Source organism: Providencia sp. JUb39 (assembly GCF_012272845.1).
GTDB classification, from domain to species: Bacteria; Pseudomonadota; Gammaproteobacteria; order Enterobacterales; family Enterobacteriaceae; genus Providencia; species Providencia lanzhouensis.
Genome location: NZ_JAAWXD020000001.1, coordinates 2,851,183 through 2,876,243, shown reverse-complemented (window position 1 = coordinate 2,876,243; position 25,061 = coordinate 2,851,183). Strand labels below are relative to the sequence as shown.

Here is a 25,061-nt window from a genome sequence, read left to right as displayed (position 1 = left end):
AAAACTGATTAATTAACGAGTTAACGTTATTAGGCTACGCCTCAAAACTAATTTTCGCAAGGGTAAAATAGGAGGCTAATTGACAGATGGCATCTGTCTCCACAAATCTAATCTCAAAGGCATATTCAAAACCCTCTCAGAATTAACAGAAACTGGTAAGCGATATCGAATCAGAATTACTGAATGGCGTGACCTCAGAACAATACCAATGAACAGAACATGGCGCATGTGGATAGAAACCACAGGCGATTGGCTACGTGCGCGTGGTGTTGTCATTGATATTAAAAATGGGGCAGGTGAAGTCGTTCTATCAAAGCCAATCACTAATGAAGAAACTCATGAATATTTTGTCGGTCACTGGCTAGGTCGTGATGAAAACGGAGAGCGTGAGAAAACCCGCAAGATGGATAAAGCACGGATGCTTCTAATGATGGAGAAGCATGAACAATGGTGTATTGAGAAAGGCATCCCAATCATCATTCCCAATAACTCGGAGTATATGAAACTTAAGGAGCAACAAGAGAGATGAGAGATGAGGCTGAAGTGTTTATGAGCGCACTTACTACCCTTAAATTATGCTGGGCTATTCATAAATCAAATGATGCGGTCAGGAAGTGTGCTGGAATGTTAAAGCGCAAATTTATATTACCGCATGCAGTAGATACTATGAGGACGATAGAGTTAAGCGAAAACCCGATGGTTGTGATTGTAGTCGCTGAGTGGGGTATTCAGGAGAAATAAATGGCATTAAAACGCGACAAGCACGATATTGTGTTTTCGCAGTTGGTCCGAGAAAGAGCAAATTATGAATGCGACTACTGCGGAAGACAATTTAGACACGAACCTTCAAAACTCCACTGTTCACATTTCAAATCACGACGACACAAATCAACCCGATACCATCCCTTTAATGCTTTCGCTCACTGTGTAGGTTGCCATCGAAAACTCGGCGAAGACCCACACGAATTCAATGCTCACGCTGTTATCACTTACAGCGAAATGACCATTGATCGCGTAGCTCGTTTAGCCGGTACTTCAGTGAAGTTGAAACCGTGGCAAATGGATGAGTTATATCAACACATGAAGATTGAGCTTAAAAGGATTCAGGCGCTACGGGCTAGCGGTGTAATAGGTAGGATTGAGTTCACATTGCCTGATTGGTATCAGCAGGGGATCACTTACCAGATGGGGGATTTATGAAAGCTGAAATTACGACTATACCTGAATTGCTTATTAGGACATATGGAAATATGGCAGAGGTTTCTAGGTACTTGGGATGTTATCGCGCGACAGTAAAAAAATACTCTACCGATGTTAATGCTGAAAGTCATGCTGTGATAAATGGGCGATTAATGACTATGTACAAGACAAGAGATAGAGGCACTTCAAATCTCGCCAAAGAATCAGATAGTGCCATTTCTATAGCTAAACGTATTAACGCTGAATCCGACGGCAAAAGCTCGCAAATTAATACGAGGTAACGGATGCGTAATATTCAACAAGTACTAGAAATGTGGGGCGCATGGGCTGCGGATAACATCGAGTCAGTTCAATGGTATTCGACAGCTGCAGGATTTAGCCGCTTAATACCTAGTAAGGTGAAATCTCGACCTCAATGTTGTGAAGATGACGCAATGATTATCTCTAGCTGTATGGCTCAATTAAGTATAAAGAATAGAGAGATGCATGACCTGCTACTGGATTATTATTTATTTGGGAAAACATTTATGCAGCTAGCTAGAGAACATAAATGCTCAGATACCCATATAGGGAAAAAACTTCAAAAAGCGGAGGGGGTCATTGACGGAATGTTGATGATGTTGGATATAAAGTTAGAGTTAGATGGGTATGTAGAGAAAATTCAATAAAATAATAACTGATATTGTGATAAGAATGACTACAACGTCAGCAGCTTAAGAGCCTCATATTTGTGGGGCTTTTTTGTTTGTTTTATTAGAGTGGAGAGTCATGGTTTATAAAGCTAGTAAATAAAGTGCAATGTTACTAATATGAATTTCAATTATTACTATAAACCAATTTCGTATATAAGTGATTCATATAAGGTGGCAATGATGGTTAATCTTCTTACCTCTAGTGATATGAGCAATACATCAGGTAAAAAAATCACTGTAGGTATTAGCTCATGCTTATTGGGTGATAGTGTTAGATTTGATGGTGGTCATAAGCGTTTTCATTTTGCTGTAGATGAGTTATCAGATTATTTCGAATACCAACAAGCATGCCCAGAGATGGCAATTGGCTTACCTACACCTAGACCCGCATTGAGGCTAGTTAAATCTGAAGAAAATAACGTTAGGCTCAAATTCAGTGATGGTCGGGAAGGCGATTTAACTGAAGAAATGGTCCAGTTTTCGACCGCCTATTTGAGTGGGCTTTCAGATTTAAGTGGTTATATTGTATGTAAAAACTCACCTAGCTGTGGCTTGGAAAGGGTTCGAGTGTATGATTCTGTTGGCAATGGTAATAAAAAATCTGGAATGGGGCTTTTTACTGAACAATTACTAAAAGTAATGCCTTGGTTACCAGTTGAGGAAGATGGTAGGTTAAGTGATCCCCATATTCGCGAAAATTTTATTATACGGGTATTTGCTCTTCATGAGCTAAATGAACTAAAGAAAAACGCCTTCAATCGTCACTCATTAATCGACTTTCATACTCGATATAAGCTCCTTTTATTGGCTCATTCACAACCTCTTTATCGAGAACTTGGTCGTTTTGTTGCTAGTAACAATGAATGGGATTCAATCGACTCTTATTTTGATGAGTATCGAAATAAGTTTATGAATTTATTACAACACCAAGCAACTAGGCGCAATCACACTAATGTGCTTATGCATATCCAAGGTTACTTTAAACGCTATCTGACATCAAACCAAAGGCAAGCATTGAGTAAGTTAATCCTCGAATACCGCCAAGGAACACAGCCTTTATTGGCTCCATTAACATTAATTACGCACTATTTATCTGAGTACCCTGATAACTATTTGAATAATCAAAAATATTTTCATCCTTATCCTCAGTCATTAAGACTGCGATATGGGTTATGATATTAAAAATAATGCTCAGAATTTCAAAGTTATTCATATGATTGGTTCTTCCAGTCATATGAATATTGAACATAAAAGCTATGTTAGCGTATAACTGTCGGGATGAACGAAATCATCCATATTTACATAAGTCACCTAGCGAGGATTTTTCATATGTAACCTTAGTTAATCAAATCAATACTATTGCAAAAATAATTGGATTGATAATAAGTTGGTTATCAATATGATTTGTTTGGAAAAGTTATTGATGATGAATGTGTGGTGTCTTAAGCAAAATCAACGCTTTTATGGTGAGAGTGAAAATTAAATTTGCTATCCCAGTGTTTGTATGGCTTAATCAAGTCATCGGTTTGGAAGTACAGGCCTATTTATGCTAGTCAGTTTAAAGTTGTTCACCATTTAGCGTTATCTAAGATACCCCTTCATTGCGAATTCCTTATAATTAATTCCCATAAGTAAAAATAAAAATCAAACCTCATCTATGCCTTATGGCAATCAAAAAATTAAAGGAAATTCTATGTCTAATACAATGACAGGTTTAGTAAAGTGGTTTAACGAATCTAAAGGTTTTGGTTTCATCTCTCCTGAAGATGGAAGCAAAGATGTATTTGTTCACTTCTCTGCGATTCAAAGCGATGATTTCAAAACATTATATGATGGACAAAAAGTCAGCTTTTCGGTAGAAAATGGCGCAAAAGGTCCAGCGGCTGCTAATGTGGTGTCACTTTAAGACAACATTAATATGAGATGCCCTTGTTGTAAGGGATCTCAATATAGACGCTATCACTTTGATGTATCAAAAAGCAATCCATATGGCGCTAAATGTATTTTTTGTAAATCTAATATGAAGCCAGCTTAAATAACATATAGATTATAAGCCCCACAAAAGGTGGGGTTTTTTGTATTTAAAATTCATATAAGACTTGATGTTAAGTTTGGTCAAAGATAGACATAAAGTATATATCTGGTAATTAAATCTAAAATAAATATAACTCACCATAAAAATATTAAAATAAAGTTAATTGTAATGTCTTATAGTAAATCAATCTTTGTTTATTTTTGAATTTTAATAGGAGGGTAAATTAAAGTTGTGCTATATGTGTTTTTTAGAGATTATTGTTAGAATCTAATGTTTGCAGGATAAAATAGATGTACCATAATTAAGTAAATTTACTTAATTCAGAGGGATAAGCTTTCATTGACTAGTTTTTTTATTTATTCGTAATTTTTTACTGAAATTATAGTTCTATAATGTGATATGAAGCTATATTTTATTCGCTTTCATAATAAATAGATTTAAATTGTTTTATAATGAAGATGAGTATATAAATGGTTGAATGATTTTTTTAAATGCATTAACAATCCTGTATCTTAATATATTCCATAAAAAGGGTCATAATATGAATTATTACATTGATACATTAATTGATTATTGTGCTACTCATCAATTACATAAAGAGAACTGTCAAAAAATTCCAGACCCTACACATAGATTATTTTTAGGTAGTTTTGATGATTGTGAGCTTGCTATTTACATTGCTAAAAAAGACTTTTTTACAAATGTTACAGCATGTTCTCTGTGCTGTAATGTAAAGAATAAAGAATAAAGAATAAAGAATAAAGAATAAAGAATAAAGAATAAAGAATAAAATACATATGTATAAATTTAGTAAAAAATGATGATTATAACAATTGAAATGAACCGGGATATGTTTTTTTACATAGGAATTAGATTCTAGGCAATAACAATCAAGCTAAGACCGTTTGGTAGTGTCTAGTAATAAGTAGGCTAATCTAAATGGTGTGGTATGGGTGATACATGGGCAAATTTATAACTTCAGAAGTTTACAGTAATTAATTAGTGCTAAAAATTAAGTTTATATTTAAATAGTATTTGTACTTATATTTTTTATTATTTATACACTCAGAATATCTTAATAGTTTAACTAAACCAAGACAGTCATAATGCCAAATGTTAAAATATGTAACCTTTGGCATATTATATGAAAGAAAATTTAACAATTTATAAAGTTGGTTTTTGCGTGTTGAATGGCAAGTTTTTCAGTCTCTTTTAAGGTTAGACCTGCTACAGTTGCATTGGGAATTTCTATTTTAAATGAAAAACGTGATTGGTTATCATCACACATTGTTATATCAAGTATACTTGTATCTTTCGTAAAATCAACACCTTGAACGCTAGCTAAATGGAAATGCATATATCAAAAACCTCCCCCCGAAGTTAATCAACCATTACTTCGGTAAGTCACGCAGGTTGAGCCTCTAAGTTAACCTAAATATTAAATGAATTCATTAATTTACACTAGATTGTGTGGCTGGTGAATTTTCTATTAACTAAACATCGAAACATTCTGTAGAGGGGAGAGATATATGTAGGCAGGAAACATGTTGAGAATATTTAATAAAATACTTTACGATCGTAAAATAGCTGATATTGTGATAAGAATGACTACTAGGTGAGCAGCTTATGAGCTTCGCTTCAGTGTAGCTTTATTTTCTGCAAAATTTGAGTGAATTGTATGAGATTGAGTAGTTTATTCCCTGTATTTTTATTAATTGCCCCGACTGCATTTGCTATAGACACATTGGACCCTAAGATTGAATATTATTCAGATGTGACTTTAGTTAATTTTAGTTCGGGACAAATAGAAGGGGGGCGCTATTTTTGTGTGAAAGGAGTGAATCATGGTGGCGATGTTGTCGCCTGTGCAGTTTCTAATAAATCAGAGTGGACATCATCTTATGATCAGTTTTTTCAGCAAGCTTATTACTATTATACAACTGGAAATAAAGTAAGGTTGTATGTCCAGCCAAATGTATGGACTAACCCAAAATTTATCCACACTTTCTCTAATAAAGCGATAGCTGGATTTGCTAGTTGTAATGATGGGTTCTGCATGGGACCAACAAGATAACGTTATTCTAGCGTAACCACATTTTACTAATAAAAGCTGCGTTTTACGTAGCTTTTATTAAATAGTATTTGATGTATAGGTTGTTAGAGCATTAAATATTTATTTATCATTGGGTTATTTCTCTGAGATTGTATCGAATATATCGTTAAAGCCAGATTGATTATTAAAATAATTGTAGTACCTATGATAAAAAACTTGCTATACGTAAGGAGGTATGAGTAAATGTGCACATCGGTTTGGAAGTACAGACCTATTTATGAAAGCAAGTTTTGAAAAGTTCCCCCGTTTAGCGTTATCCCATAGATACCCATTCGTAGTGAATTCCTCCTAATTAGTTCCATAAGTAACAAGAAACATCAAACCTATACGCCATGTGGCAACAATTAAAAATTCAAAGGAATTCAATATGTCTAATACAATGACTGGTTTAGTAAAATGGTTTAACGAATCTAAAGGCTTTGGCTTTATTTCGCCTGCTGATGGTAGCAAAGATGTGTTCGTACACTTCTCTGCAATTCAAAGTGACAGCTTCAAAACGCTGAACGAAGGACAAAAAGTTAGCTTCTCAGTAGAGAATGGCGCAAAAGGTCCAGCTGCGGCAAACGTGGTGGCGCTTTAAGGGCGATATCTTTATGAGATGCCCTTGCTGTAAAGGGTCTCAGTACAGACGATACCATTTTGAAGTAACAAAAAGTAACCCTTCTGGTGCTAAATGTATTTTCTGTAAATCTAATATGACGTTAGCTTAATTAACGTATAGATTATGAAACCATGCAAAAAGCGGGGTTTTTTTGTTTTATATATCATTACAACCCCCCAGTGAGAGAGTTATGTGTTACAATAGCTGTGACATCATACCTCATTGCTATAAAAGCAAATCTTGCAGTTGCGAGTTTTTATTTTAAAAATAGATGCGGTATCCAAAGGATTCATTTCCTAAGGGATCACCTATGAACTTACCTACCTTTTATCAACGAATTTTGTCACTAACGCAAAATGCACTAACTATTTTAGGGCTGCTTTTAGCCTCCCTTGCATTGGTCTACTGGATGTAAAATCATTCCGCCATTAACTCAATTGGAAGAGTATTTAGTCTTAGCAAAACTAAGAGTCGGGGTTCGATACCTCGATGGCGGTCCATAAGTTATAAATCTTTTGTACAATGTAAATGCGGAGATGTATGAACTATTACATTCAGACGACGATGGGACCAAAAGGTAATTACAAAATACACAAAGTTGGCTGTAAACAAATGCCGATGACTTCAAATCGTTTCTACCTAGGTAACCTATTTAATGCTATACATGCAATAGCAGCAGCTAAAGCTTCAGGATATAACCTTATTAAAATATGTGCATGTTGCACCAGTAGAAGTGCGAGGTAATACGATGAAAATATCCTACCTAGTGCAGTTTTTTGTTTGAATTCGTCGTTCAAAGCTAAAGTTAGTAAATCATAATTGTACTGTTTAGATTTAAGTCTTTTTTGGTGCGCTAAATACGCGATTACCTCAATATTTTAATCAATCTAAATCATTTGACGAATGGTGATTGTGTACGGCTATCTCTATTCAAGATGTAAGCTAAATTAATCTTTATGTATAATGGTATTCTCACATATACATGAATGAGGTATTTATGTTTTTTGGTATATTTATTGTCTTCGCGGGCATAATTACATTACTCGAAAATTATGGTGTCATCTCCGGAGATGTGAAGTGGGGGTTGCCTCTAGCCATTATTATTTATGGTTTAAGTGTTGTTTACGATGCTATAACTGGTAAGAAAAAAAATTAATTATCTAGAATTTACTAAGGTCACTTCGGTGACCTTTTTTATTGCCTAAATTTCAACTGACTTCATTAACACCTTCTAGTTTTTATAGCTGGTGGCTTTCTATTAACCAAATCTTGGACCACTCCGTTGGGGGTGATATGCGTATGAACGAAAAATACTCTAGCCCCTTTTCTTATGCTCTTGGAGTTATCACTACTGCAGCTGGGGCGTTATCACTAGATCAGTGGGCGGTGCTCATCGGGATTATCTGTACTGTCGCTACCTTCTTGGTGAATTGGTACTACAAACGGAAAGAATTCAAATTAAGAGAGGCTGACAGTGACAAAGATACCAAATAAAATAAAAATAGCCGCTGTGACAGGTGGGCTGATGACATTAACTATTGCAATGGTGACTAATTTTGAGGGATATGAGCCCAAGCCCTACCGTGATGTAGTTGGTGTTCTTACGGTGTGTTATGGACATACAGGTTCGGACATTATTCCGACGAAAACCTATACAAAAGTCGAGTGTGACGAGTTACTGGAAAAAGACTTAGCAATCGTTGCTAAAGCAGTAAACCCCTTAATTAAAGTCAATATTCCTGATTACACCAGAGCGGCACTTTATTCATTTACTTATAACGTGGGAATAGGTGCTTTCTCGCGCTCAACATTACTTAAAAAACTTAATGCTGGTGACCAAGCTGGGGCATGTAATGAACTAAAACGCTGGATATATGCAGGGGGGAAGGCGTGGAAAGGGCTAATGACGAGACGAGAGGTAGAAAAAACCGTGTGTCTTGGCGAGTTTGCTTATGCTTATCCTACTTTATTATCTGTCTACCCATCTACTTGGCAATTGGCGTATACGCACTTCGAGACGACACTTGTGGTGGCACTGACAAGGTAAGTTTAGAGAAGCGTTGCCAAAAAGCTATCGAGCATTACAAAGGTCGGCAAGTTAATTTTTAAACGTCTTTATGGTAATCGCCATGAATAAAGTCAGCGTATTGTTATTTATTGTCGCATTGATAGCGATATGGGGAATGTGGAAACAACACGAGAGGATAGGTGAGTTAAATACCAAAAATGCCGGACTACTCGTTGAGTTGACAGAGCAGGTCAAAATTAATGAGGATTACCAAGAACGTGTCCAATCTCTCCATAAACTCGATACTAAACATATTCAGGAACTAGCCAATGCAAAAATTGAAATTGATGAGTTGCGTATTGCTGCTGAGCGTAATCCTGAGCGGGTGTACATTCGAGCCAGCTGCCAGAAAGTCGAAACCAATTCCACCTCCGGCTTGGATGATGGAACAACCGCCAGACCTACTGACTCCGCTATCGGAAATTATTGGCTACTCAGGCAGCGAATCGCAGAATCCAAGAATATGATACTTGGTTTGCAAGATTACATTAGAACCGAGTGTTTACGTTAATACCAATCAGTAAATGCCCTTGCAAAAAAAATTAAATTTATGAAAGTCAGAGTGCTTAACAGGTAGATAGAGAATTTTAAAAAAAGTGTCGTTATATTTGGTTGTTTTTTATCTTTAACAATAATCAATAGGATGCAGGCAAGAGTAGGGATAAATATTAGTAAGAGAGTAACGGGGTTATTATACATATATATATTGATACAGTTCTCTTATGTAATGAAAGTTTAATCCAGTAGTATAAGTATATTTTCAATAGGAAAGCAATACGGAAAATTGAACAATAAAGAAATGCCCCAGATATCGAGGCTAAATGAGAATAACTACTTATGAATAAGCGTCACTATACGTTAATCGTGAATGGGGGCAACCTTAAAAAGGTAGTAATCTCAATAAGATATTACAAAGCAGAGCCTCGAGAAATGGCGATTTTTTTGCAAAAAAGTAATCCGGAAAATTAAACAACAACAAACATAGAAATAAAGCAATTTTTAATTGAAAGGCGCTATGCTAATTTCACAAATAAGTGAATAAGACTGTTCCTAAAAAATAAAAAAACCTTCAGTTAAAGGGGAGTTTTTAAGATTAACTCATAATTATTGTAGGGCTAGTCATCCTTGACCAGCGAGAAAATAGTATCACTATTTATTTTCTAATCCAAATGGGATTATCACTCAACTTAGTAAGTTTGTATTAACATAGTAGAAAATTAAGCCATTATATGAATTTGCGCACGAAGAAGAACAGCTTTATACAATTGAATTGACATTATTAGTGAAGGTGACGAAATTATATATGTAGGCTTGATCGCTTATTCAAGTTCTGAATAATATGGCGTTCTACAACTAGAATAAAAAGCGAGAGGGCTTCATTTAGAGCCCTCTGCATAGCATGAGTTATTTTTTTGTATAAATAATTTTCTGTGTTTCATTAGAGCAGTTACCTACAACAGTACCTTGTTGTGAGGCTGCTTCTTCATTTGAAACGACGGTAATGGTAAAGCTCTCTTCAGGCACGCCATTGTTAATAATTTTTTGCGTAATTTCTTCAACAACGCTTTCGCATGAAGCACTCGCAATGGCTGGAATAAATAATGTCATTAATGTAGCAATAATTATTCTTCTTTTCATATGTAATATCTCTTATAAGTTAGAATCAGTTAATGAAAATTCACCCTAAAAATTATAATGATGAATCTGACGTCAAACATTCAATTTCATCAATTAATACGGGCTATGCTATTTTATTTCTTAAATATTAAGGCTCAAGAGGATGTATTTATATCTAAACTTTTAGGATTGGGCAAAGTTTAATTTTACTCAGCAGCTCTTTGTATGGCTTCTCCACTGGCTTCTATATCTTTACCTACGCCTTTAGTCGTATTGCAGGCAGCCAAGTTCATAACGATAACTAGTGAGCATATGAGGAAACTGAATTTTTTAATCATACTTCCTTCCTTACATTGTGTGAGGTTATAAGCTACAAAGGTCGTCTTTCATTATAGCAGAATAATTTGATTGTTTATTGGAACGATATGTAATGTGATAGATGATTATAAGCAATAGCTAAGTGCTTTAGTGAGATATGATATCTGACAAATTAAAAAGAGCTGCTATATTTTAGGTGGTGCTATTCATTTTGATAATAAAATAACATTAGCAATAAGGGGTACACTCTATGATATTAAAAGAGTTATTTATCCGTATGCTTCATGTTTTTCAATACCTTTTAGTCGGTATTCTTTTAATATTATCATCAATCGCTTTACCACACTGGTTAGGGTAATTCGGGTTAGCGCGGCAATGACTTTATTTAAATGCTAGGGCTCTATAGTTACGAAATATTAAATCACTATAGTCGCTCTACACTCTTTTTTATGCGAAAGTATCTTATAGATAAATTTTCTGTGAGGTTGTAATGCAGATAAAGTCAGTTTTTATGCTTGTAAGTATGCTTTTACTTAATGGGTGTAGTGTTAAGGTGCCATCTGACATAACCCCTATTAAACATTTTGAGCTATCTCGCTATCTTGGTGAATGGTATGAAGTGGCTAGAATAGATAATCGATTTGAAAAGGGGCTAAGTAAAGTTTCTGCAAGCTATTCTCTACGCAATGATGGTGGTGTAAAGGTAGTCAATAGAGGATGGGATTCAAACGGGAAAAAGTGGAAAGAGAGCATAGGAAAAGCTTATTTTGTTGAATCGTTGGATGTAGGTGCCTTGAAAGTGTCTTTTTTCGGTCCTTTTTACGGTGGCTATAACATTATTAAGCTTGATGACAACTATCAATATTCGCTAGTTGTGGGATCTAATAAAGATTACTTATGGGTATTATCGCGTACACCAACTATGCCGCCAGAACTTTTAGATGAATACCTTAACTTTGCTAGTGTTAATGGTTTTGACAGGCAAAGAGTATTGATATTTCAATAGAATCACAAGTCAATTACTTGTTACGACATTAATTTATTAACAAGTACAAATGTAATTACTGTAATAGACAACCCGCCTAGTGCGGGTTTTTTATTGTAAATAATAAAGCTCAAAATGGTGAGTTTTTAATTTGTTATGAGAAATTCTTTAAGAAATATTCATACTTGAAGGACAAGTTGTTTTCTTGCTAAAAGACTTCAAGGTTTTTGGTGAAACCAATCGACAAAATAATTGGCTACTAAGATGTAAAGATAAGTGCGTAGATAAAAAATCCCTTATTGCAACGAACACAATAAGGGAGATTGCAATAATACTAAATATTGTATTTGGCAATGGAATTAACAATGAATATATAAAATACATTAATTTAATTATTATTATTCTGATTTAAATCAAATTAAAGGTTTTTGTGAAATCATACAAATCTTGTTTTTGTGTTGGCTTTTTGATTTATCATGAGGGTGAATAATGTTCAAAAGACCAGATTGGGAGGCTATTGAGTCGGCTTACCGAGCTGGCGTAATGTCTATAAGAGAAATAGCCTCTCAATATGAGATAACCCATCAAGCGATAAGTAAACGGGCAAAGAAAGAAGGATGGGAACGAGATTTAAAGGCAAAGGTTAAGGCTAGGGCTGAAAACTTGGTTGCCAAAAGAGAGGTTGCCACTCTGGTTGCCGCCGAGAAGGCTATTTCTGAGCGGCAACTTATCGAAGCTAATGCTGAAGTCATTGCCAATGTTCGCATTGAACATAGGGGGGATATTCGCAGGGCTAGGGAGTTAACTAACGGTTTATTTAATGAGCTATCCGCTGAATGTACTGATGTACCTGCTTTAAGGAAGCTAGGTGAATTAATGTTTGAGCCTGATAGCAATGGGCGAGACAAACTCAATGAACTCTACAATTCAATCATCTCCCTCCCCGAACGTGTTAAATCTGCTAAAGCATTAAGTGAGACACTTAAAAACCTAATTGGACTTGAGCGCCAGGCATATGGGCTGGATGACGCACAGCAGAATAAAGTATCCGACTCTATATCGTCACTGATGGACGACCTATCGAAGGAATAAGTATGAAGCCAGAATATCTTGCATTATTAAGAGATAAGCTCTGGCGACTGAATCACTTGTACTGGATCACCAACAAAGAAGGTAAGCCAGTTCGATTTAAAATGACGCCTGAGCAGCTTGAATACTTTGAAGGGATGCATACGCGAAACATTATCTTAAAGGCTCGTCAGCTTGGTTTTACGACTGAGGTTTGCATTATCCAATTAGATGCGGCGCTATTTGAAGCTGCTAAATGTGCGTTGATAGCTCATACACTGAACGATGCCAAACGGTTATTCAGAGAAAAAATAAAGTATGCCTACGAAAAGCTACCCGAAGAAATTAAAGCTGCAAATCCGGCGAGTAATGATGCGGCGGGTGAATTGGTTTTTAGTAAAGGAGGGTCACTTTATATCAGCACGTCATTTCGTGGTGGCACTCTTCGATACTTGCATGTATCTGAGTTCGGAAAGATATGTGCAAAGTACCCTGAAAAAGCTCGTGAGATAGTTACTGGTGCGTTTGAAGCTGTATCAAGTGACTGTTTTACAACAATTGAAAGTACTGCTGAGGGGCGGGCGGGCTATTTTTATGATTATTGTCAGTCGGCCGAGAAAGCGCAAATTCAGTGTAAAACTCTATCTAACTTAGATTGGAAATTCTTTTTCTTTTCATGGTGGAAGAATCCTGAGTATGCGATTGATCCTGTTGAGCAATTGCCGCAGCGATTAATCGATTATTTTGATGAGCTATCCCGCAAGCATGGCATTCACTTAGATGAGCATCAGAAAGCGTGGTACTACGCAAAAGAAAAAACACTTGGCGATGATATGAGGCGGGAATACCCGTCAATACCCTCAGAGGCATTCCAGCAATCAGTTGAAGGTGCTTACTATGCTAAGCAATTCCGCTTTCTGTACGAAAATAAACGCATTGGCACACTTCCTGATAATTCTCACTTACCTGTTCATACGTATTGGGATATCGGCGTTGGTGATTCAACGTCAATCTGGTTTATTCGTGAAGTCGGTAATGAATTCCACGTGATAGACCATTACTCAAACAGTGGTGAAGGTCTAAGACATTATATGAAAGTGCTGAAAGATAAAGGCTACACATACGCGAGTCATAATGGACCACATGATATTGATAACCGTGAATTTGGTTCAGATGCGAAATCGCGTAGAGAACTAGCTCGTGAAGGGTATGAAATTGACGGGCAAATTTACTCGATTCAATTTGACGTAGTGCCAAAGCTTTCTATTGATGAAGGTATTGAGGCTGTACGTGAAATTCTTCCTCTGTGTGTCTTTGACGAACATAAATGTGGTGAAGGCATTGCTCATCTCGAAGCATACCGAAAAGAGTGGGATGACAAACGAGGTTGCTGGAAAGATAAACCACTTCACGATTACACATCACATGATGCTGATGGGTTTAGATATTTTGCTGTAAGTAGACGGAACGTTAAACGACCAGCATTTGAAATTAACTTAGGAACAACCTTCTGATGAGTATAAATAATGTTGATTTTACTCGACCGGAGTATAAAACGGCTGCTCCTCAGTGGGAGTTAGTTCGCGCTGTTTGTCGGGGTGGGGATGACATAAAAAATTATCTTCCTGAACTTGAAGAACAAGACAACAAGCGTAAAAAGAAACGTAATAAGGACTATCAAGACCGTGCGGTGTTTTACCCAATAACAGGTTACACTCGTAACGGTATGATAGGGATGGCATTCAAGAAAGACCCATTAGTTGCGGTTACTGAAAAACTGTCTTGTTTAAAAGATGATGCAGATGGCGCAGGTTCAAGCATTTACCAATTAGCTCAATCCTCTCTTGAATCGGTATTGGAAGTGGGACGACATGGGCTATATGTTGATTACAACAGCGACTCTAAGCTCCCGTACATATTTCAATATCAAGCTGAGGATATCATTAACTGGCGAGCAGACCGTATCAACGGTCGAACCATATTAACGTTGGTGGTTCTTCGTGAAATGGTTGAGGAAGAGGATGGTTTTGGATTTAAAGATACCATTCAATACCGAGTACTAGCGATAGAAGATGGCAAGTTTATCTGTAGAGTATATCGCAAGCCAGCTGGTAGCAATGTGTATCAAATCCACTCTGAATATATTCCTGAACGTGCAGGTAGTGGTGCTTGGGATGAAATTCCATTTACGTTTATTGGCGCTCAGAATAACGATCACACTATTGATGAAGCTCCATTGTTAGGGCTAGCAAAAATCAACCTAGGGCATTATCGAAATTCTGCAGACTACGAAGATTCAGTGTTTTTTTGTGGGCAAGTACAGCCTTACATTGGTGGATTAAGTGAGCAGTGGCGCGACTGGCTGCAAGAAAAAGGCGTCATGGTTGGCTCTCGTTCACCAATCTTATTGCCTGATAAAGGTTCTTATGGATACGTTCAAGCTCAGCCAAATATGTTGGCTAAAGAAGCTATGGACAGTAAGCGCGATTACATGGTGGCTTTAGGCGCTCAGTTAGTTTCTGCAGATAGTAAAGCCAAAACGATTATTCAATCTGTGGGGGAGCAAAGTGCTCAAACCTCTATTCTCAGTATTTGTTGCTCAAATGTCTCAGATGCGTTTAGCAAAGCGTTAATGTGGTGCGCTGAATACTTAGGTTTAGATACTAAAGATACGTCTTTTGAAATTAACAAAGACCTCGTTAATCACATTGCTGATAGCGCTATGATCCGTGAAATTGTGTCTGCATGGCAATCTGGTGCAACACGCAAGTCTGATTTGGTGAGAAGTTTACAGAAATATGATGTTATCGACCCCGCTGATGACGTTGATATGGTCGTCGATGAACTTAACAATCAGGAGCCAACAATGGTTGGTAAAACATGAAATCAGTGAATGAGCGGTTAAGGGATGAATTGATTGCTCACTCGTTGTTTTCTGGTCGTTATTCTACGGGTGTTGCAAGGCGCATGATAAAAGCTCTCAATGAGTTTGACTCTGAATTAACTGCTTCGCTTATTGCAGCCTTAGATGATGTCACTATTGATGTAAATAGTTTTACTGTAAGACGATTAGAGTCATTACTGTCTAGCGTGAAAGCCATTAATAAACGTGCAATTGATAGTGCGTTTACGTTGCTAACAGACGAAATGAGAGAACATGCATTGTATGAAACGGGTTATTATTCCTCATTACTTGATGCTTTATTGCCTGATGCTGTTCTACGTCAATATCCGCTTATGGACATTACTGAGGAGATGTTGTTTTCCTCAGTAATGTCTCGCCCATTGCAAGGGAAACTACTGTCTGAATGGGCCACTGGATTAGAATCTGACCGTATGACACGTATAAATAATGCTGTTCGTAATGGTTTTTTAAATGGTGATAGCTCGGTAGAAATTGGTTGCAAGATTCGTGGCCATGCAAGCCAAGGTTACAAAGATGGCGTATTACAGCTAAGTCGAGCTAACGCGACAGCAATAGCAAAGACAGCAATTAATCACTTGCAAGCCACTGCACGAGAGCAATTTGCGGAGGCGAATAAAGACATTTTCAATTGCAAACAATGGTTATCAACTCTTGATAATAAAACCTCTCATGTCTGCATTGTGCGGGATAGGTTGAAGTATACATTGGAAGGTAAACCAATAGGACACAAAATCCCCTATCTACAAGGTCCCGGTAAAATCCATTTTAATTGTCGCTCAACGGAAACTTTCATCACTAAGTCATGGCGTGAATTAGGTTTTGATGTGAATGAGATGGACGCAGGAACGAGAGCATCAATGGATGGGCAAGTTCCAGCAGAGACCAATTTTCTTGATTGGGTACAGCGACAACCAGAATGGCGACAACGGCAAGTATTCGGTGAAACACGGTTTAGATTAATGAAAGAGGGCGGTATGCATCCTTCTGAGTTTTATACCGATAAGGGAGAGTTTATTTCGTTAGAGCAACTCAAAAAACTAGATGAAAGAGCATTTAAGGATGCGGGTTATAGCTAATCAATTAACGATTTAACAAGGTCACTTCGGTGACCTTTTTTATTGTCTAAATTCAGCCAAGGGCTGGTTTTATTTTAACGCGCTAGGCGCAATGAATCCCAAGGGGAACAACATGTTATTTATGAATATCGAACGCAAATATTACTCACAGGCTGATGATGGAGCTGGTGGTGGAAGCGGTGGAACGGCACCTGTAATCACACCGGAAATTCAAGCCATTATCGATAAAGCAGTCGGTGAGCAAGTAGCTGGGTTGAAGGCTAAACGTGATGAGTTATTGGGTAAGCTCAAAGAGCAAAACGATAATCTCAAGCGTTTTGATGGTATTGATCCCGATGCTGTACGTGGAATTCTCAAACGTTTTGAAAATGATGAAGAAGCCAAGTTAATCGCTGACGGCAAAATTGATGAAGTCATTAATAAACGTACTGAGCGCTTACGCAATGACGTTGATAAACAACTGAAAGAAGCCAATAGCCGAGTGGAAAGGGCTGAGGCTTTTGCTAATAAATTTCGCCAACGTGTATTGGGAGATGAAGTGCGCTCTGCTGCTGGTAAAGCCGGCGCATTAGCTAGCGCACAAGAAGACTTAATTTTACGTGCCAAAGGCATTTTCCAAATCAACGATGAAGGTCAGGCCGTAGCCGTTGATGATGATGGTAATCCAATTATGGGGAAAGACGGTCGAACACCGCTATCACCCGTTGAATGGGTCGAATCATTAAAAGAAAGCGCGCCTCATTTGTTCCCTGCTGCTTCAGGGACGGATGCAGGAAAACATAAACAAGGTGGTGCACACCTTAAACGTTCTCAAATGTCTGCGAGTGAGAAAGCTGATTATATTCGCAGATACGGACGTGACACATTTTTAAAACTACCCAAAGAGTAAGGGAAGATAAGTAATGGCTACGACGACTAATAGCGATTTAGTAATTTACAACGACTTGGCGCAAACAGCGTTTTTAGAGCGTCGCCAAGATAATTTAGCAGTATTTAATCAGGCATCGAATGGTGCCATTGTGCTTGATAACATTTTTATTGAAGGAGATTTCCGTAAGCGTGCTTTCTATCAAATTGGTGGCTCGATTGAGCATCGTGATGTTGATTCAACAGGGACAGTAGAGAGTAAAAAAATTGGTGCGGGCGAATCTGTTGAAGTGAAAGCTCCATGGAAATATGGTCCATATGCAACAACGGAAGAGGCATTTAAACGTCGAGGACGAGATGTATCTGAATTTTCTGAGCTAGTTGGTATTGATGCTGCTGATGCATCTCTAGAAGGTTACATTAAATATTCCTTAGCCGCATTGGGGGCAGCTATCGGTAGTAATACTGATATGGTCGTGACAGCAGACATTGCTACAGATGGGAAAAAAACACTCACCAAAGGGCTGCGTCGATATGGGGACAAGTTTAACCGTGTAAATCTCTTCGTCATGCACTCTACTACGTATTTCGATATTGTTGACCAAGCGATTGATAACAAAGTATACGAAGAGGCTGGTGTGGTTATCTATGGTGGGCAGCCGGGAACGTTAGGTAAACCCGTCTTGGTAACAGACAGTGCGCCAGTTGATGCTATTTTTGGTCTTGTTCCGGGGGCGGTGACTATCATCGAGTCACAAGAGCCAACCTTCCGCTCATTTGAGATTAATGATAAGGAAAACCTAGAGATTGGATATCGTGGCGAAGGCGTTGTTAACGTAGGCGTGCTTGGTTATAGCTGGGATGAATCAAAAGGCAAAAATCCAGACCTAACCAAGTTAGGTACTGCGGGTAACTGGAAAAAACACTTTACGAGCAACAAATTGACAGCAGGTGTGATGATTAAATTAACTGCCCAGAGCAAAAATGCAGCAAAGCAATAGAGCCTGAAGTAGTGAAAAGGAAAAAAACTACTGATGGCAAGTGAAGATAGGGGCGTAGTGCCCCTTTTTATTTTGAGGTGGTCATGATTGATGCCGATAAAAACTCACCTACGTTTAATAGTTATGCTGGTATTGAAGATTTAAAAGCATATGCGAAAGTCAGGAATTTACCTCTGTCAGACAGCAAGTCACTCGAGTCATTACTCATCGTTGCTATGGACTTCTTAGAATCCCAAAAATGGAAGGGTAGTCGTTCCGACAGTACGCAGCCATTATCTTTTCCTCGTACTGGATTATTTCGTGATGGGGTTGCAATTGCTAGTGATGCGATTCCTAATCAGGTTATACAGGCTCAGTGTCGCCTTGCACTTGAAGCACAAGAGAATGAATTACAGCCAACATTAGGTGCGGAAATCATTTCTGAGCGTATAGAGGGGGCAATTGACTTGAAGTATGCAGAAGGCACAAATACTGGCGTGCCTAATTTTGCTTGGCTGAAAGGTTTGCTATATGGCTTGATTGATAGCTCAGAAGGCTTGGCGATTAACACATTTGCAGTGAGGTAGTGATGAATATTTATCAGCGAGGTTGTCACACAGCATTACGAATACTGAAAAAGTACGGTGCTTCATATCAAGTGAAACGCGCTGGCAAGCATTGGGTTGATGATAATGGTGTTGAGCATCATGAGCCTGAGTCTCTATTTTCAATTATTGGTGTAAAGGTTTTGTACAAACCATATGAAATTGATGGAACTCTAATTCTCTCTACGGATATTAAAATGGTTCTTTCTCCAGAGGTTGATATTCGAAAAGGGGATTCTGTTCTTGTTGATGGTATCTGGCTTCGCGTGCATGAGCCTAACCCCGTGAAACCTGCTGATATTGTTATTTGCTACAAACCTCAGCTGAGGGCTTGATATGACTGATTCATTCATGAGGTCCGTTAATTTGTTTGTAGAGAAATCTCAAGCAAATATGGAAACGGTAGTAAGTAAAACGGGATTCAAGATTCTCGCACAGTTAGTTGAAATGTCTCCGGTTGGTAATCCTGAACTATGGGAAGTTAATCAGACGGCTGTTAATTATAATCAAGCTGTGTTTGAGCACAATGAAGCACTGAGAAAAGACCCTAATAATCTGACACCGAAAAGGGGTTTGTTAAAAAAACGAGTTCGCGTTAATGACTCTATGGATATCAAGGCACCTCCGGGGTATACAGGAGGGCGATTCCGTGGGAATTGGCAAGTCACTTTTGATTCACCTGCTGATGGTGAAACTGGGCGAGTTGATAAATCAGGCAATATGACTAAGGCGGTTGGTAATTATGTGCTTGAGCAGTTCAAAGTGGGTATGAATGCTATCTATTTTACTAACAATGTTCCTTATGCCTACAGGTTGGAAATGGGGCATTCAAGACAAGCTCCTAATGGCATGATTGCAATTACCGCTGAAAACGTAGGTAAGTTCTTTAGAGACGCTATCGTAGAGATGAAGTAAATGAAACAATCTGAAATTAATCAGTATATTCGTGCGCTGGTGGCTAAAATTGCTAAGCAAGAAGGGATAAAGGTGGCTTGGTCAAATATTGAGTTTGACGATATTAGTACTCCATATTTGCAATTACATATAATGCCAGCCATAACCGAAAATCTAGGTCTAGCGTTAGACATGCCAGTTCAAAAAGGTGTTATTCAACTTAATGTTGTTGAAAAGATTGGTAATGGTGATTCGATGGTTATTAGCTTGGTTGATGCCATCAAAGAGCAGCTTGAAAATGGTCTAACACTCACGGAGTCGCTGTATCTAGACAGTGAACCAAATCAGCTACCGCCACTTACCAGTGATATCAACTACATCATTCCAATACGTACATCCTATCGATGTCATCCAATCCGATAAACGACCGCCTAAATGGCGGTTTTTTTATGCATAAAAATGAGGTTAATAATGGCTTATAACATTCCTAATGGCTCGCGCGTTTATGTGGCGAGTAAATACGGAAAAGATGTTGAGTTTACGGCGGCAAGTAATGCCTCTGAAGCTGTACTTACTGTCACAGCGTCAAGTGGCATTAAAGCCGGAGATGTTGTTCTCGTTACATCTGGGTGGAAACAAATGTCCGGTGTCTTTCGTGTGAAATCAGCAGAAAACACAAGTATCACGCTTGACGGTGTTGATACGACAGATACCGAACGTTTTCCGATTGGCGGCGGCAAAGGAACACTAAAGTCAGTTCAAGAATGGGAGGTTATGCCCCAAGTCATGACCTTATCAACAGAAGGTGGTGAGCAGCAAACGCAAGAAATTCAATTCTTAGAAGATGAGCAAGCAGAAACGGTTGATACCTATAAATCGGGTATCGTGCAGGTTTATACATTTGCTCATGATGCGAAATTACCTATTCGAGGGTTATTAATGTCTTTGGATGATACAAAGCAGTTAACAGCGATTCGTTTTTATAATAAACGGGCTGGTGAAGACCGTTACTACTCAGCCAGTGTGTCATTCCAGCGTGTTCCTAATACTGCAATTAACGAGGTTGAAAACGTATCTGCACGTTTCTCTCTTAAATCAGATATGCAAATTTACACTACCGCATAATAACAGCCCCTTTCGGGGCTTTTAAGGAAACCTAATGGCGAAATTCACTCTGAATCCCAATCCAATATTTAAGGCTGATGTAAAAATCCGTGTGGCTGGCAAAAGCGAGCCGGAGGTTGTGACATTTACGTTCAATCATTTACCAATGAGTAAATTGGAAGAGTTGAAAAATGAGTCAGTAAACAAATTCTTTACTCAAATTATTGCTGATTGGGCAATTGAAGAGCCTTATAACGAAGATAATTTGAAGTTGTTATTTGACAACTATCCATCAGCCGCAGGGGCTATTACAACAACGTATTACAATGAATTGTTAGGTAATCGTGAAAAAAACTAATATCGGTCGCTGAAGCAATGTATGGGGGAATGACAAAGCAAGAGGCTAAAAATTTTGAGCGAGCTTTTGGCTTTCCTCCTGATCTTGATGATGTTGAAGTTGTTCCTGATGTATGGGAGTCATATCTGGTATTTTCTGCGATGAGTACACAGTGGAGAGTTGGTATGAATGGTGCTACGGGACTTGACTATAGCGTGATTCCCAATGTTTTAGATCTACTTAACATCAAAAGCAAAGCGACCATATTTGATGACTTAAGGGTTATGGAGCTAAAGGCTCTTGAGTTGATAAACAAGTAGTCAGGGGCTGTAATGCCTCCAGTATTAACTTTAAATTAATAGAGCCGGTTAAAGTCATTGTCGTCTCTATCGAGAAAGCAATCAGTACGTTTAGATTGATTTTCTATACGATTGCATTTTCTAGATATTTTGGCACTTTTATCATGAGCAGCTCTGACTTCAGCTTTTTCTGCTGGAGTTAATTCTGAATAACTTCTCCCTTGACATCCAACCATTAGAATTGATGTTAGTAACAATAATGTATATTTCATATTTTCGGCAATGCAGTTAATAGTTATAAGCCATAAGTTTACTTTATAAAAAGTAAATGAAGGAAGAATAACGACACTGTAGGTCTGATTTTCTAGGAGGGGATTGCATATTTCTAGTCTTTTGATACTTGAAAATGATCTTTACAACTAAAATGCTTACAATATACTGTATATAAATACAGTAATTTGGTGCATTATGAAGCTAGAGCCTATCGATTCCGAATCAATTCTCAATATTCCATTATTCTTAGATAGAGTGGCTGCGGGGTTTCCATCTCCTGCGGCTGACTACATGGAGGAAAGAATAAACCTTAACAGCACATTGATTAAGCACCCAGATAGTACGTATATGTTGCGTGTAGAAGGTAATTCTATGATTGACGCTAACATTAACGATGGTGATGTTGTGATTGTCGATAGCGCATTGGTAGCAAAAGATGGGGATATTGTTATCGCCAGTGTTGATGGTGAGTTTACTGTTAAGAGATTAAAGTCTTATCCACCGATGTTGATGCCAATGAATCCTGATTTTCAACCAATACATATTGGTGATGCGCAGGATTTACAGATATTTGGCGTTGTCACATTCATTATTCATAAGGCTCAGTAATGTTTGCCTTAGTTGATGTAAATTCGTTTTATGCGAGCTGTGAGAAAGTTTTCAGGCCTGACTTAGCAGGAAAGCCAGTAATTGTTCTGAGTAATAATGATGGCTGTGTCATTGCTCGTTCCGCCGAAGCAAAAAAACTCGGTGTAAAAATGGGAGAGCTTTACTATGAGAGAAGAAACTATTACCTGCTAAATAGCATTAACATTTTTAGCTCAAACTATGCGTTATACGCTGATATGAGCAACAGAGTGATGTCTTTGCTATCAATGTATGCTCCGCGTTTGGAAGTGTATTCAATTGATGAAGCATTTCTTGATTTCACTGGCATGGTTCATACCTTTAATTTAGAAGAGTACGGGCGAGAAATTCAATCAACGATATTGCAGCGAACTCATTTGCCAGTAGGTGTTGGTATCGGTCCGACTAAAACGCTGGCTAAAATTGCTAATCATGCAGCTAAAATATGGAAGAAAACGGGAGGAGTGGTCGAGCTATCTGATAGAAGTCGGCAAAGAAAATTACTGTCGCTGATTTCGATTGAAGAAGTGTGGGGAATAGGGCGAAGGATTTCAGCCAAGTTAAGAGCGATGGGTGTTTATACCGCTTTAGACTTGGCAAATGCACCTGTGTCTACAATACGTAAAACGTTTGGTGTGACGCTAGAAAGAACTCTCCGAGAGCTTAATGGCGAATCGTGCATTGAGCTTGAAGAAGTCAGGAAGGTTAAGCAGCAAATACTATGCTCTCGCTCGTTCGGTAAGAAAGTTTTAGATATCGAAACCATGCGCAAGGCTATTTGTGACTATGCAGAACGGGCAGCAGAGAAGCTACGCGAAGAAAAGCAGCGATGTCGAATTATTGACCTGTTTATTCAAACCAGCAGCCATGCATCAGGTGAAGATTATGCTAACAGTGCCAGCATTAAGCTTGAATACCCTAGCAGCGATACGCGAGACATCATTAATGCTGTTATGCGTGGTTTAGATTCTATATGGCGAGATGGTTACCGCTACTATAAAGCCGGGATAATGTTATCTGACTTCACAGATTCAGATGTTACTCAGTTTGATATGTTTTCTACTCAAAAACCATTTAAGAATGGCGATGAACTTATGAAAACATTAGACACAATAAATAATAGTGGCTTAGGTAAAGTCTGGTTTGCCGTGAAAGGGGGTGATAGTGGATATCAGATGAAGCGCGAAATGTTATCACCAGCGTACACGACAAATTTTAATGAACTGCCTGTAGCTAAAATCTAGCATATTAAGGATTGCAAGACTTTAAATTCAGTAAGTTAGCTTTAAAGTCTGAAGGTTGAATTTAATTAGGTAGGTACATAAAGATTAATATTTAATTTTGTTTTTTTAGTTAATTTATTTAATGTATTGAAATTTGACGTAGATCAATGAATGATGTCATTAAGTACATAATTAAAATAATCAGCACATATTGAAAAGCAATGTTGGCTAAATAGTTTCATAACCAGTTAAGAGATATATAGAAAGAACATTAGTGTAATAATTTGTTTCAACATCTTTAATATCAAAACAGATGTGACTATCTTTAGGAGTTAATTATGAGTAAAGCTAAAGAACTACAAATTCGCCCACTTAAAACGCCAACAGATTTATCTCCAAAAGCAACAAAAGATATCAGTGGAGCAATGAATGCAATCTTGGCTGATATTTTTGCTATTTATTTAAAAACTAAAAACTTCCATTGGCACATGAGTGGCCCACATTTCCGCGATTATCATTTATTGCTTGATGAACAAAGTGAGCAACTATACTCCATGACAGACCCTATAGCTGAAAGAGTTCGTAAAATAGGTGGTGTGACTATACGTTCTATAGGGCAAATATCAAAAATGCAAAGGATTAGCGATAACAATGCGGAATACGTAGAACCTTTAGATATGCTTGCTGAGCTTTGTGAAGATAATAAAATGTTGGCTTCAGAATTTCGAAAAGCACATGAAGTATGTGCAGAACATGGAGATTATTCCACTACAAGCCTAATAGAAAACTGGATTGATGAAACAGAACGCCGTGTCTGGTTTTTATTCGAGGCTTGTCGTGAAGCTAAAACGTCCGGTCATTAATGTAAAATTTATGTAGTTAAGCGAGTTTAATATTAGAGGGCTTCTAAATCAGAAGCCCTCTTTGTGATTAAGAATATGGTTAGAAGTGTCAGCAAATAAAATTGGTCGTATTGCAAACAAGAACGGATTGAAAACTGACGAATTCGGTAAGTTCTTTTTGGACAAGTCAGCTCACTCATCAAAGCAGGTTGAAGCGTTCCGTTATAATGAGAACGGTATTAGCGCGTTACGCCATATTATTCACGGGAAGGAAGTTGCCTAACCTACACATAACCCAAGGATGGGCTTGC

Annotated in this window: 33 protein-coding genes, 1 tRNA gene and 3 pseudogenes; 34 read left to right on the top strand and 3 right to left on the bottom strand. The window is 37.9% G+C overall.

All coding sequences use genetic code 11. From position 1 onward, the window contains the following. Positions 1–79 precede the first annotated feature (79 nt). The 9 genes and pseudogenes from HFU86_RS13460 to HFU86_RS13430 all read left to right on the top strand — a co-directional run bounded on the left by HFU86_RS13460 (position 80) and on the right by HFU86_RS13430 (position 4,675). Entirely contained in the window at positions 80–529 is a 450-nt protein-coding gene (locus HFU86_RS13460) for a hypothetical protein (protein WP_036968321.1), read from the top strand. Then, positions 526–741 (top strand): DUF7740 domain-containing protein, encoded by a 216-nt coding sequence (locus HFU86_RS20330; protein ID WP_442959165.1) that lies wholly within the window; start codon positions 526–528, stop codon positions 739–741. Before HFU86_RS13460 ends, HFU86_RS20330 begins: the two co-directional genes overlap by 4 nt. Beyond that, on the top strand, positions 742–1,200 hold the full coding sequence (locus tag HFU86_RS13455; protein WP_006661255.1) for a hypothetical protein: 459 nt from the start codon (positions 742–744) through the stop codon (positions 1,198–1,200). Continuing rightward, positions 1,197–1,481 carry a hypothetical protein gene (locus HFU86_RS13450; protein ID WP_154631322.1) on the top strand — a complete coding sequence of 95 codons (285 nt, stop codon included), beginning with the start codon at positions 1,197–1,199 and terminating at the stop codon, positions 1,479–1,481. Before HFU86_RS13455 ends, HFU86_RS13450 begins: the two co-directional genes overlap by 4 nt. Positions 1,482–1,484: 3 nt before the next feature. Further along, positions 1,485–1,868, top strand: coding sequence for an antiterminator Q family protein (locus tag HFU86_RS13445; RefSeq protein WP_154631323.1), 384 nt, complete (start codon positions 1,485–1,487; stop codon positions 1,866–1,868). A 204-nt stretch (positions 1,869–2,072) separates the two neighbouring features. Next, positions 2,073–3,068 carry a YbgA family protein gene (locus tag HFU86_RS13440; protein WP_154631324.1) on the top strand — a complete coding sequence of 332 codons (996 nt, stop codon included), beginning with the start codon at positions 2,073–2,075 and terminating at the stop codon, positions 3,066–3,068. 517 nt (positions 3,069–3,585) lie between these two features. Continuing rightward, positions 3,586–3,798, top strand: coding sequence for a transcription antiterminator/RNA stability regulator CspE (gene cspE / locus HFU86_RS13435; RefSeq protein ID WP_108479704.1), 213 nt, complete (start codon positions 3,586–3,588; stop codon positions 3,796–3,798). A 12-nt stretch (positions 3,799–3,810) separates the two neighbouring features. Further along, positions 3,811–3,915 (top strand): annotated as a pseudogene (gene ymcF / locus HFU86_RS19795) (cold shock small protein YmcF); the annotation flags it as partial. 553 nt (positions 3,916–4,468) lie between these two features. Further along, positions 4,469–4,675, top strand: a complete 207-nt coding sequence (locus tag HFU86_RS13430; RefSeq protein WP_154631325.1) for a hypothetical protein — start codon at positions 4,469–4,471, stop codon at positions 4,673–4,675. Positions 4,676–5,083: 408 nt separating this feature from the next. Here HFU86_RS13430 and HFU86_RS13425 read toward each other — a convergent pair whose 3' ends face one another. Further along, complete coding sequence (locus HFU86_RS13425) at positions 5,084–5,284, bottom strand: hypothetical protein (protein ID WP_154631326.1); 201 nt, start codon at positions 5,282–5,284, stop codon at positions 5,084–5,086. A 321-nt stretch (positions 5,285–5,605) separates the two neighbouring features. Here HFU86_RS13425 and HFU86_RS13420 point away from each other — a divergent pair, with 321 nt between their 5' ends. The 7 genes and pseudogenes from HFU86_RS13420 to HFU86_RS13395 all read left to right on the top strand — a co-directional run bounded on the left by HFU86_RS13420 (position 5,606) and on the right by HFU86_RS13395 (position 9,220). Then, positions 5,606–6,001, top strand: a complete 396-nt coding sequence (locus HFU86_RS13420) for a subtilase family AB5 toxin binding subunit (protein WP_154631327.1) — start codon at positions 5,606–5,608, stop codon at positions 5,999–6,001. Between the two features lie 406 nt (positions 6,002–6,407). Further along, entirely contained in the window at positions 6,408–6,620 is a 213-nt protein-coding gene (gene cspE / locus HFU86_RS13415; RefSeq protein ID WP_006661258.1) for a transcription antiterminator/RNA stability regulator CspE, read from the top strand. Beyond that, positions 6,577–6,738, top strand: a pseudogene (gene ymcF, locus HFU86_RS20325) (cold shock small protein YmcF); the annotation flags it as partial. The gene cspE (HFU86_RS13415) and the pseudogene ymcF (HFU86_RS20325), both read left to right, overlap by 44 nt. A gap of 325 nt (positions 6,739–7,063) precedes the next feature. Beyond that, positions 7,064–7,141: transfer RNA gene (locus HFU86_RS13410), tRNA-OTHER, on the top strand. A 793-nt stretch (positions 7,142–7,934) separates the two neighbouring features. Then, positions 7,935–8,135, top strand: a complete 201-nt coding sequence (locus HFU86_RS13405) for a phage holin family protein (protein ID WP_154631328.1) — start codon at positions 7,935–7,937, stop codon at positions 8,133–8,135. Then, positions 8,116–8,688 carry a glycoside hydrolase family protein gene (locus HFU86_RS13400; RefSeq protein WP_187129453.1) on the top strand — a complete coding sequence of 191 codons (573 nt, stop codon included), beginning with the start codon at positions 8,116–8,118 and terminating at the stop codon, positions 8,686–8,688. Before HFU86_RS13405 ends, HFU86_RS13400 begins: the two co-directional genes overlap by 20 nt. 136 nt (positions 8,689–8,824) lie before the next feature. Beyond that, on the top strand, positions 8,825–9,220 hold the full coding sequence (locus HFU86_RS13395; protein WP_442959164.1) for a lysis protein: 396 nt from the start codon (positions 8,825–8,827) through the stop codon (positions 9,218–9,220). A gap of 893 nt (positions 9,221–10,113) precedes the next feature. On the opposite strand, the gene HFU86_RS13390 is transcribed toward HFU86_RS13395, so the two are convergent. Both HFU86_RS13390 and HFU86_RS13385 read right to left on the bottom strand, forming a co-directional pair. Then, a complete protein-coding gene (locus HFU86_RS13390) occupies positions 10,114–10,347 on the bottom strand; it encodes a DUF1161 domain-containing protein (protein WP_132494933.1) in 234 nt (77 codons plus the stop codon). A 185-nt stretch (positions 10,348–10,532) separates the two neighbouring features. After that, positions 10,533–10,664, bottom strand: a complete 132-nt coding sequence (locus HFU86_RS13385; RefSeq protein ID WP_154631331.1) for an entericidin A/B family lipoprotein — start codon at positions 10,662–10,664, stop codon at positions 10,533–10,535. A gap of 470 nt (positions 10,665–11,134) precedes the next feature. On the opposite strand from HFU86_RS13385, the gene HFU86_RS13380 reads away from it, so the two are divergent. From HFU86_RS13380 to HFU86_RS13295, 18 genes and pseudogenes are all read left to right on the top strand, one after another. Continuing rightward, positions 11,135–11,650: a lipocalin family protein gene (locus HFU86_RS13380; protein WP_187129452.1), complete on the top strand. Its 516-nt coding sequence runs from the start codon at positions 11,135–11,137 to the stop codon at positions 11,648–11,650. Positions 11,651–12,118: 468 nt separating this feature from the next. After that, on the top strand, positions 12,119–12,721 hold the full coding sequence (locus HFU86_RS13375) for a hypothetical protein (protein WP_187129451.1): 603 nt from the start codon (positions 12,119–12,121) through the stop codon (positions 12,719–12,721). Positions 12,722–12,723: 2 nt separating this feature from the next. Next, entirely contained in the window at positions 12,724–14,211 is a 1,488-nt protein-coding gene (locus HFU86_RS13370; protein WP_187129450.1) for a terminase, read from the top strand. Continuing rightward, the gene (locus tag HFU86_RS13365) at positions 14,211–15,581 is read left to right on the top strand and encodes a DUF4055 domain-containing protein (protein WP_187129449.1); all 1,371 of its coding nucleotides are present in this window, start codon (positions 14,211–14,213) and stop codon (positions 15,579–15,581) included. Before HFU86_RS13370 ends, HFU86_RS13365 begins: the two co-directional genes overlap by 1 nt. Beyond that, positions 15,578–16,699, top strand: coding sequence for a hypothetical protein (locus tag HFU86_RS13360; protein WP_187129448.1), 1,122 nt, complete (start codon positions 15,578–15,580; stop codon positions 16,697–16,699). The genes HFU86_RS13365 and HFU86_RS13360 overlap by 4 nt, the downstream gene beginning before the upstream one ends. A gap of 112 nt (positions 16,700–16,811) precedes the next feature. After that, positions 16,812–17,588 (top strand): hypothetical protein, encoded by a 777-nt coding sequence (locus tag HFU86_RS13355; protein WP_036952450.1) that lies wholly within the window; start codon positions 16,812–16,814, stop codon positions 17,586–17,588. A 13-nt stretch (positions 17,589–17,601) separates the two neighbouring features. Further along, positions 17,602–18,567, top strand: coding sequence for a major capsid protein (locus HFU86_RS13350; RefSeq protein ID WP_036975048.1), 966 nt, complete (start codon positions 17,602–17,604; stop codon positions 18,565–18,567). Positions 18,568–18,650: 83 nt separating this feature from the next. After that, positions 18,651–19,133, top strand: a complete 483-nt coding sequence (locus HFU86_RS13345) for a DnaT-like ssDNA-binding protein (protein ID WP_187129447.1) — start codon at positions 18,651–18,653, stop codon at positions 19,131–19,133. Between the two features lie 2 nt (positions 19,134–19,135). After that, positions 19,136–19,486, top strand: a complete 351-nt coding sequence (locus HFU86_RS13340) for a hypothetical protein (RefSeq protein ID WP_006659251.1) — start codon at positions 19,136–19,138, stop codon at positions 19,484–19,486. 1 nt (position 19,487) lies between these two features. Further along, entirely contained in the window at positions 19,488–20,066 is a 579-nt protein-coding gene (locus HFU86_RS13335) for a hypothetical protein (protein WP_187129446.1), read from the top strand. After that, positions 20,067–20,468, top strand: coding sequence for a phage tail terminator-like protein (locus tag HFU86_RS13330; protein WP_187129445.1), 402 nt, complete (start codon positions 20,067–20,069; stop codon positions 20,466–20,468). It begins immediately after the preceding gene. Positions 20,469–20,516: 48 nt separating this feature from the next. Beyond that, positions 20,517–21,170, top strand: coding sequence for a phage tail tube protein (locus tag HFU86_RS13325; protein WP_036952436.1), 654 nt, complete (start codon positions 20,517–20,519; stop codon positions 21,168–21,170). Positions 21,171–21,204: 34 nt separating this feature from the next. Next, positions 21,205–21,507, top strand: a complete 303-nt coding sequence (locus HFU86_RS13320; RefSeq protein ID WP_036952433.1) for a phage tail assembly chaperone — start codon at positions 21,205–21,207, stop codon at positions 21,505–21,507. 17 nt (positions 21,508–21,524) lie between these two features. Then, entirely contained in the window at positions 21,525–21,806 is a 282-nt protein-coding gene (locus HFU86_RS13315; RefSeq protein ID WP_117162450.1) for a DUF1799 domain-containing protein, read from the top strand. Positions 21,807–22,253: 447 nt separating this feature from the next. After that, the gene (umuD, locus tag HFU86_RS13310) at positions 22,254–22,667 is read left to right on the top strand and encodes a translesion error-prone DNA polymerase V autoproteolytic subunit (RefSeq protein ID WP_108479719.1); all 414 of its coding nucleotides are present in this window, start codon (positions 22,254–22,256) and stop codon (positions 22,665–22,667) included. Further along, positions 22,667–23,929, top strand: coding sequence for a translesion error-prone DNA polymerase V subunit UmuC (gene umuC / locus HFU86_RS13305; protein ID WP_187129444.1), 1,263 nt, complete (start codon positions 22,667–22,669; stop codon positions 23,927–23,929). Before umuD ends, umuC begins: the two co-directional genes overlap by 1 nt. Before the next feature lie 317 nt (positions 23,930–24,246). Further along, positions 24,247–24,771 (top strand): Dps family protein, encoded by a 525-nt coding sequence (locus HFU86_RS13300; RefSeq protein WP_006659243.1) that lies wholly within the window; start codon positions 24,247–24,249, stop codon positions 24,769–24,771. Between the two features lie 79 nt (positions 24,772–24,850). Then, a pseudogene (locus HFU86_RS13295) lies at positions 24,851–25,033 on the top strand (hypothetical protein); the annotation flags it as partial. Between the last annotated feature and the right edge of the window lie 28 nt (positions 25,034–25,061).

Excerpts from the sequence above, each read along its gene's own strand:
- HFU86_RS20330 (WP_442959165.1), top strand. The coding sequence starts at position 526 with ATGAGAGATGAGGCTGAAGTGTTTATGAGCGCACTTACTACCCTTAAA.
- HFU86_RS13455 (WP_006661255.1), top strand. The coding sequence starts at position 742 with ATGGCATTAAAACGCGACAAGCACGATATTGTGTTTTCGCAGTTGGTC.
- HFU86_RS13450 (WP_154631322.1), top strand. The coding sequence starts at position 1,197 with ATGAAAGCTGAAATTACGACTATACCTGAATTGCTTATTAGGACATAT.
- HFU86_RS13445 (WP_154631323.1), top strand. The coding sequence starts at position 1,485 with ATGCGTAATATTCAACAAGTACTAGAAATGTGGGGCGCATGGGCTGCG.
- HFU86_RS13440 (WP_154631324.1), top strand. The coding sequence starts at position 2,073 with ATGGTTAATCTTCTTACCTCTAGTGATATGAGCAATACATCAGGTAAA.
- cspE (WP_108479704.1), top strand. The coding sequence starts at position 3,586 with ATGTCTAATACAATGACAGGTTTAGTAAAGTGGTTTAACGAATCTAAA.
- HFU86_RS13430 (WP_154631325.1), top strand. The coding sequence starts at position 4,469 with ATGAATTATTACATTGATACATTAATTGATTATTGTGCTACTCATCAA.
- HFU86_RS13425 (WP_154631326.1), bottom strand. The coding sequence starts at position 5,284 with ATGCATTTCCATTTAGCTAGCGTTCAAGGTGTTGATTTTACGAAAGAT.
- HFU86_RS13420 (WP_154631327.1), top strand. The coding sequence starts at position 5,606 with ATGAGATTGAGTAGTTTATTCCCTGTATTTTTATTAATTGCCCCGACT.
- cspE (WP_006661258.1), top strand. The coding sequence starts at position 6,408 with ATGTCTAATACAATGACTGGTTTAGTAAAATGGTTTAACGAATCTAAA.
- HFU86_RS13405 (WP_154631328.1), top strand. The coding sequence starts at position 7,935 with ATGCGTATGAACGAAAAATACTCTAGCCCCTTTTCTTATGCTCTTGGA.
- HFU86_RS13395 (WP_442959164.1), top strand. The coding sequence starts at position 8,825 with ATGTGGAAACAACACGAGAGGATAGGTGAGTTAAATACCAAAAATGCC.
- HFU86_RS13390 (WP_132494933.1), bottom strand. The coding sequence starts at position 10,347 with ATGAAAAGAAGAATAATTATTGCTACATTAATGACATTATTTATTCCA.
- HFU86_RS13385 (WP_154631331.1), bottom strand. The coding sequence starts at position 10,664 with ATGATTAAAAAATTCAGTTTCCTCATATGCTCACTAGTTATCGTTATG.
- HFU86_RS13380 (WP_187129452.1), top strand. The coding sequence starts at position 11,135 with ATGCAGATAAAGTCAGTTTTTATGCTTGTAAGTATGCTTTTACTTAAT.
- HFU86_RS13375 (WP_187129451.1), top strand. The coding sequence starts at position 12,119 with ATGTTCAAAAGACCAGATTGGGAGGCTATTGAGTCGGCTTACCGAGCT.
- HFU86_RS13370 (WP_187129450.1), top strand. The coding sequence starts at position 12,724 with ATGAAGCCAGAATATCTTGCATTATTAAGAGATAAGCTCTGGCGACTG.
- HFU86_RS13365 (WP_187129449.1), top strand. The coding sequence starts at position 14,211 with ATGAGTATAAATAATGTTGATTTTACTCGACCGGAGTATAAAACGGCT.
- HFU86_RS13360 (WP_187129448.1), top strand. The coding sequence starts at position 15,578 with ATGAAATCAGTGAATGAGCGGTTAAGGGATGAATTGATTGCTCACTCG.
- HFU86_RS13355 (WP_036952450.1), top strand. The coding sequence starts at position 16,812 with ATGTTATTTATGAATATCGAACGCAAATATTACTCACAGGCTGATGAT.
- HFU86_RS13350 (WP_036975048.1), top strand. The coding sequence starts at position 17,602 with ATGGCTACGACGACTAATAGCGATTTAGTAATTTACAACGACTTGGCG.
- HFU86_RS13345 (WP_187129447.1), top strand. The coding sequence starts at position 18,651 with ATGATTGATGCCGATAAAAACTCACCTACGTTTAATAGTTATGCTGGT.
- HFU86_RS13340 (WP_006659251.1), top strand. The coding sequence starts at position 19,136 with ATGAATATTTATCAGCGAGGTTGTCACACAGCATTACGAATACTGAAA.
- HFU86_RS13335 (WP_187129446.1), top strand. The coding sequence starts at position 19,488 with ATGACTGATTCATTCATGAGGTCCGTTAATTTGTTTGTAGAGAAATCT.
- HFU86_RS13330 (WP_187129445.1), top strand. The coding sequence starts at position 20,067 with ATGAAACAATCTGAAATTAATCAGTATATTCGTGCGCTGGTGGCTAAA.
- HFU86_RS13325 (WP_036952436.1), top strand. The coding sequence starts at position 20,517 with ATGGCTTATAACATTCCTAATGGCTCGCGCGTTTATGTGGCGAGTAAA.
- HFU86_RS13320 (WP_036952433.1), top strand. The coding sequence starts at position 21,205 with ATGGCGAAATTCACTCTGAATCCCAATCCAATATTTAAGGCTGATGTA.
- HFU86_RS13315 (WP_117162450.1), top strand. The coding sequence starts at position 21,525 with ATGTATGGGGGAATGACAAAGCAAGAGGCTAAAAATTTTGAGCGAGCT.
- umuD (WP_108479719.1), top strand. The coding sequence starts at position 22,254 with ATGAAGCTAGAGCCTATCGATTCCGAATCAATTCTCAATATTCCATTA.
- umuC (WP_187129444.1), top strand. The coding sequence starts at position 22,667 with ATGTTTGCCTTAGTTGATGTAAATTCGTTTTATGCGAGCTGTGAGAAA.
- HFU86_RS13300 (WP_006659243.1), top strand. The coding sequence starts at position 24,247 with ATGAGTAAAGCTAAAGAACTACAAATTCGCCCACTTAAAACGCCAACA.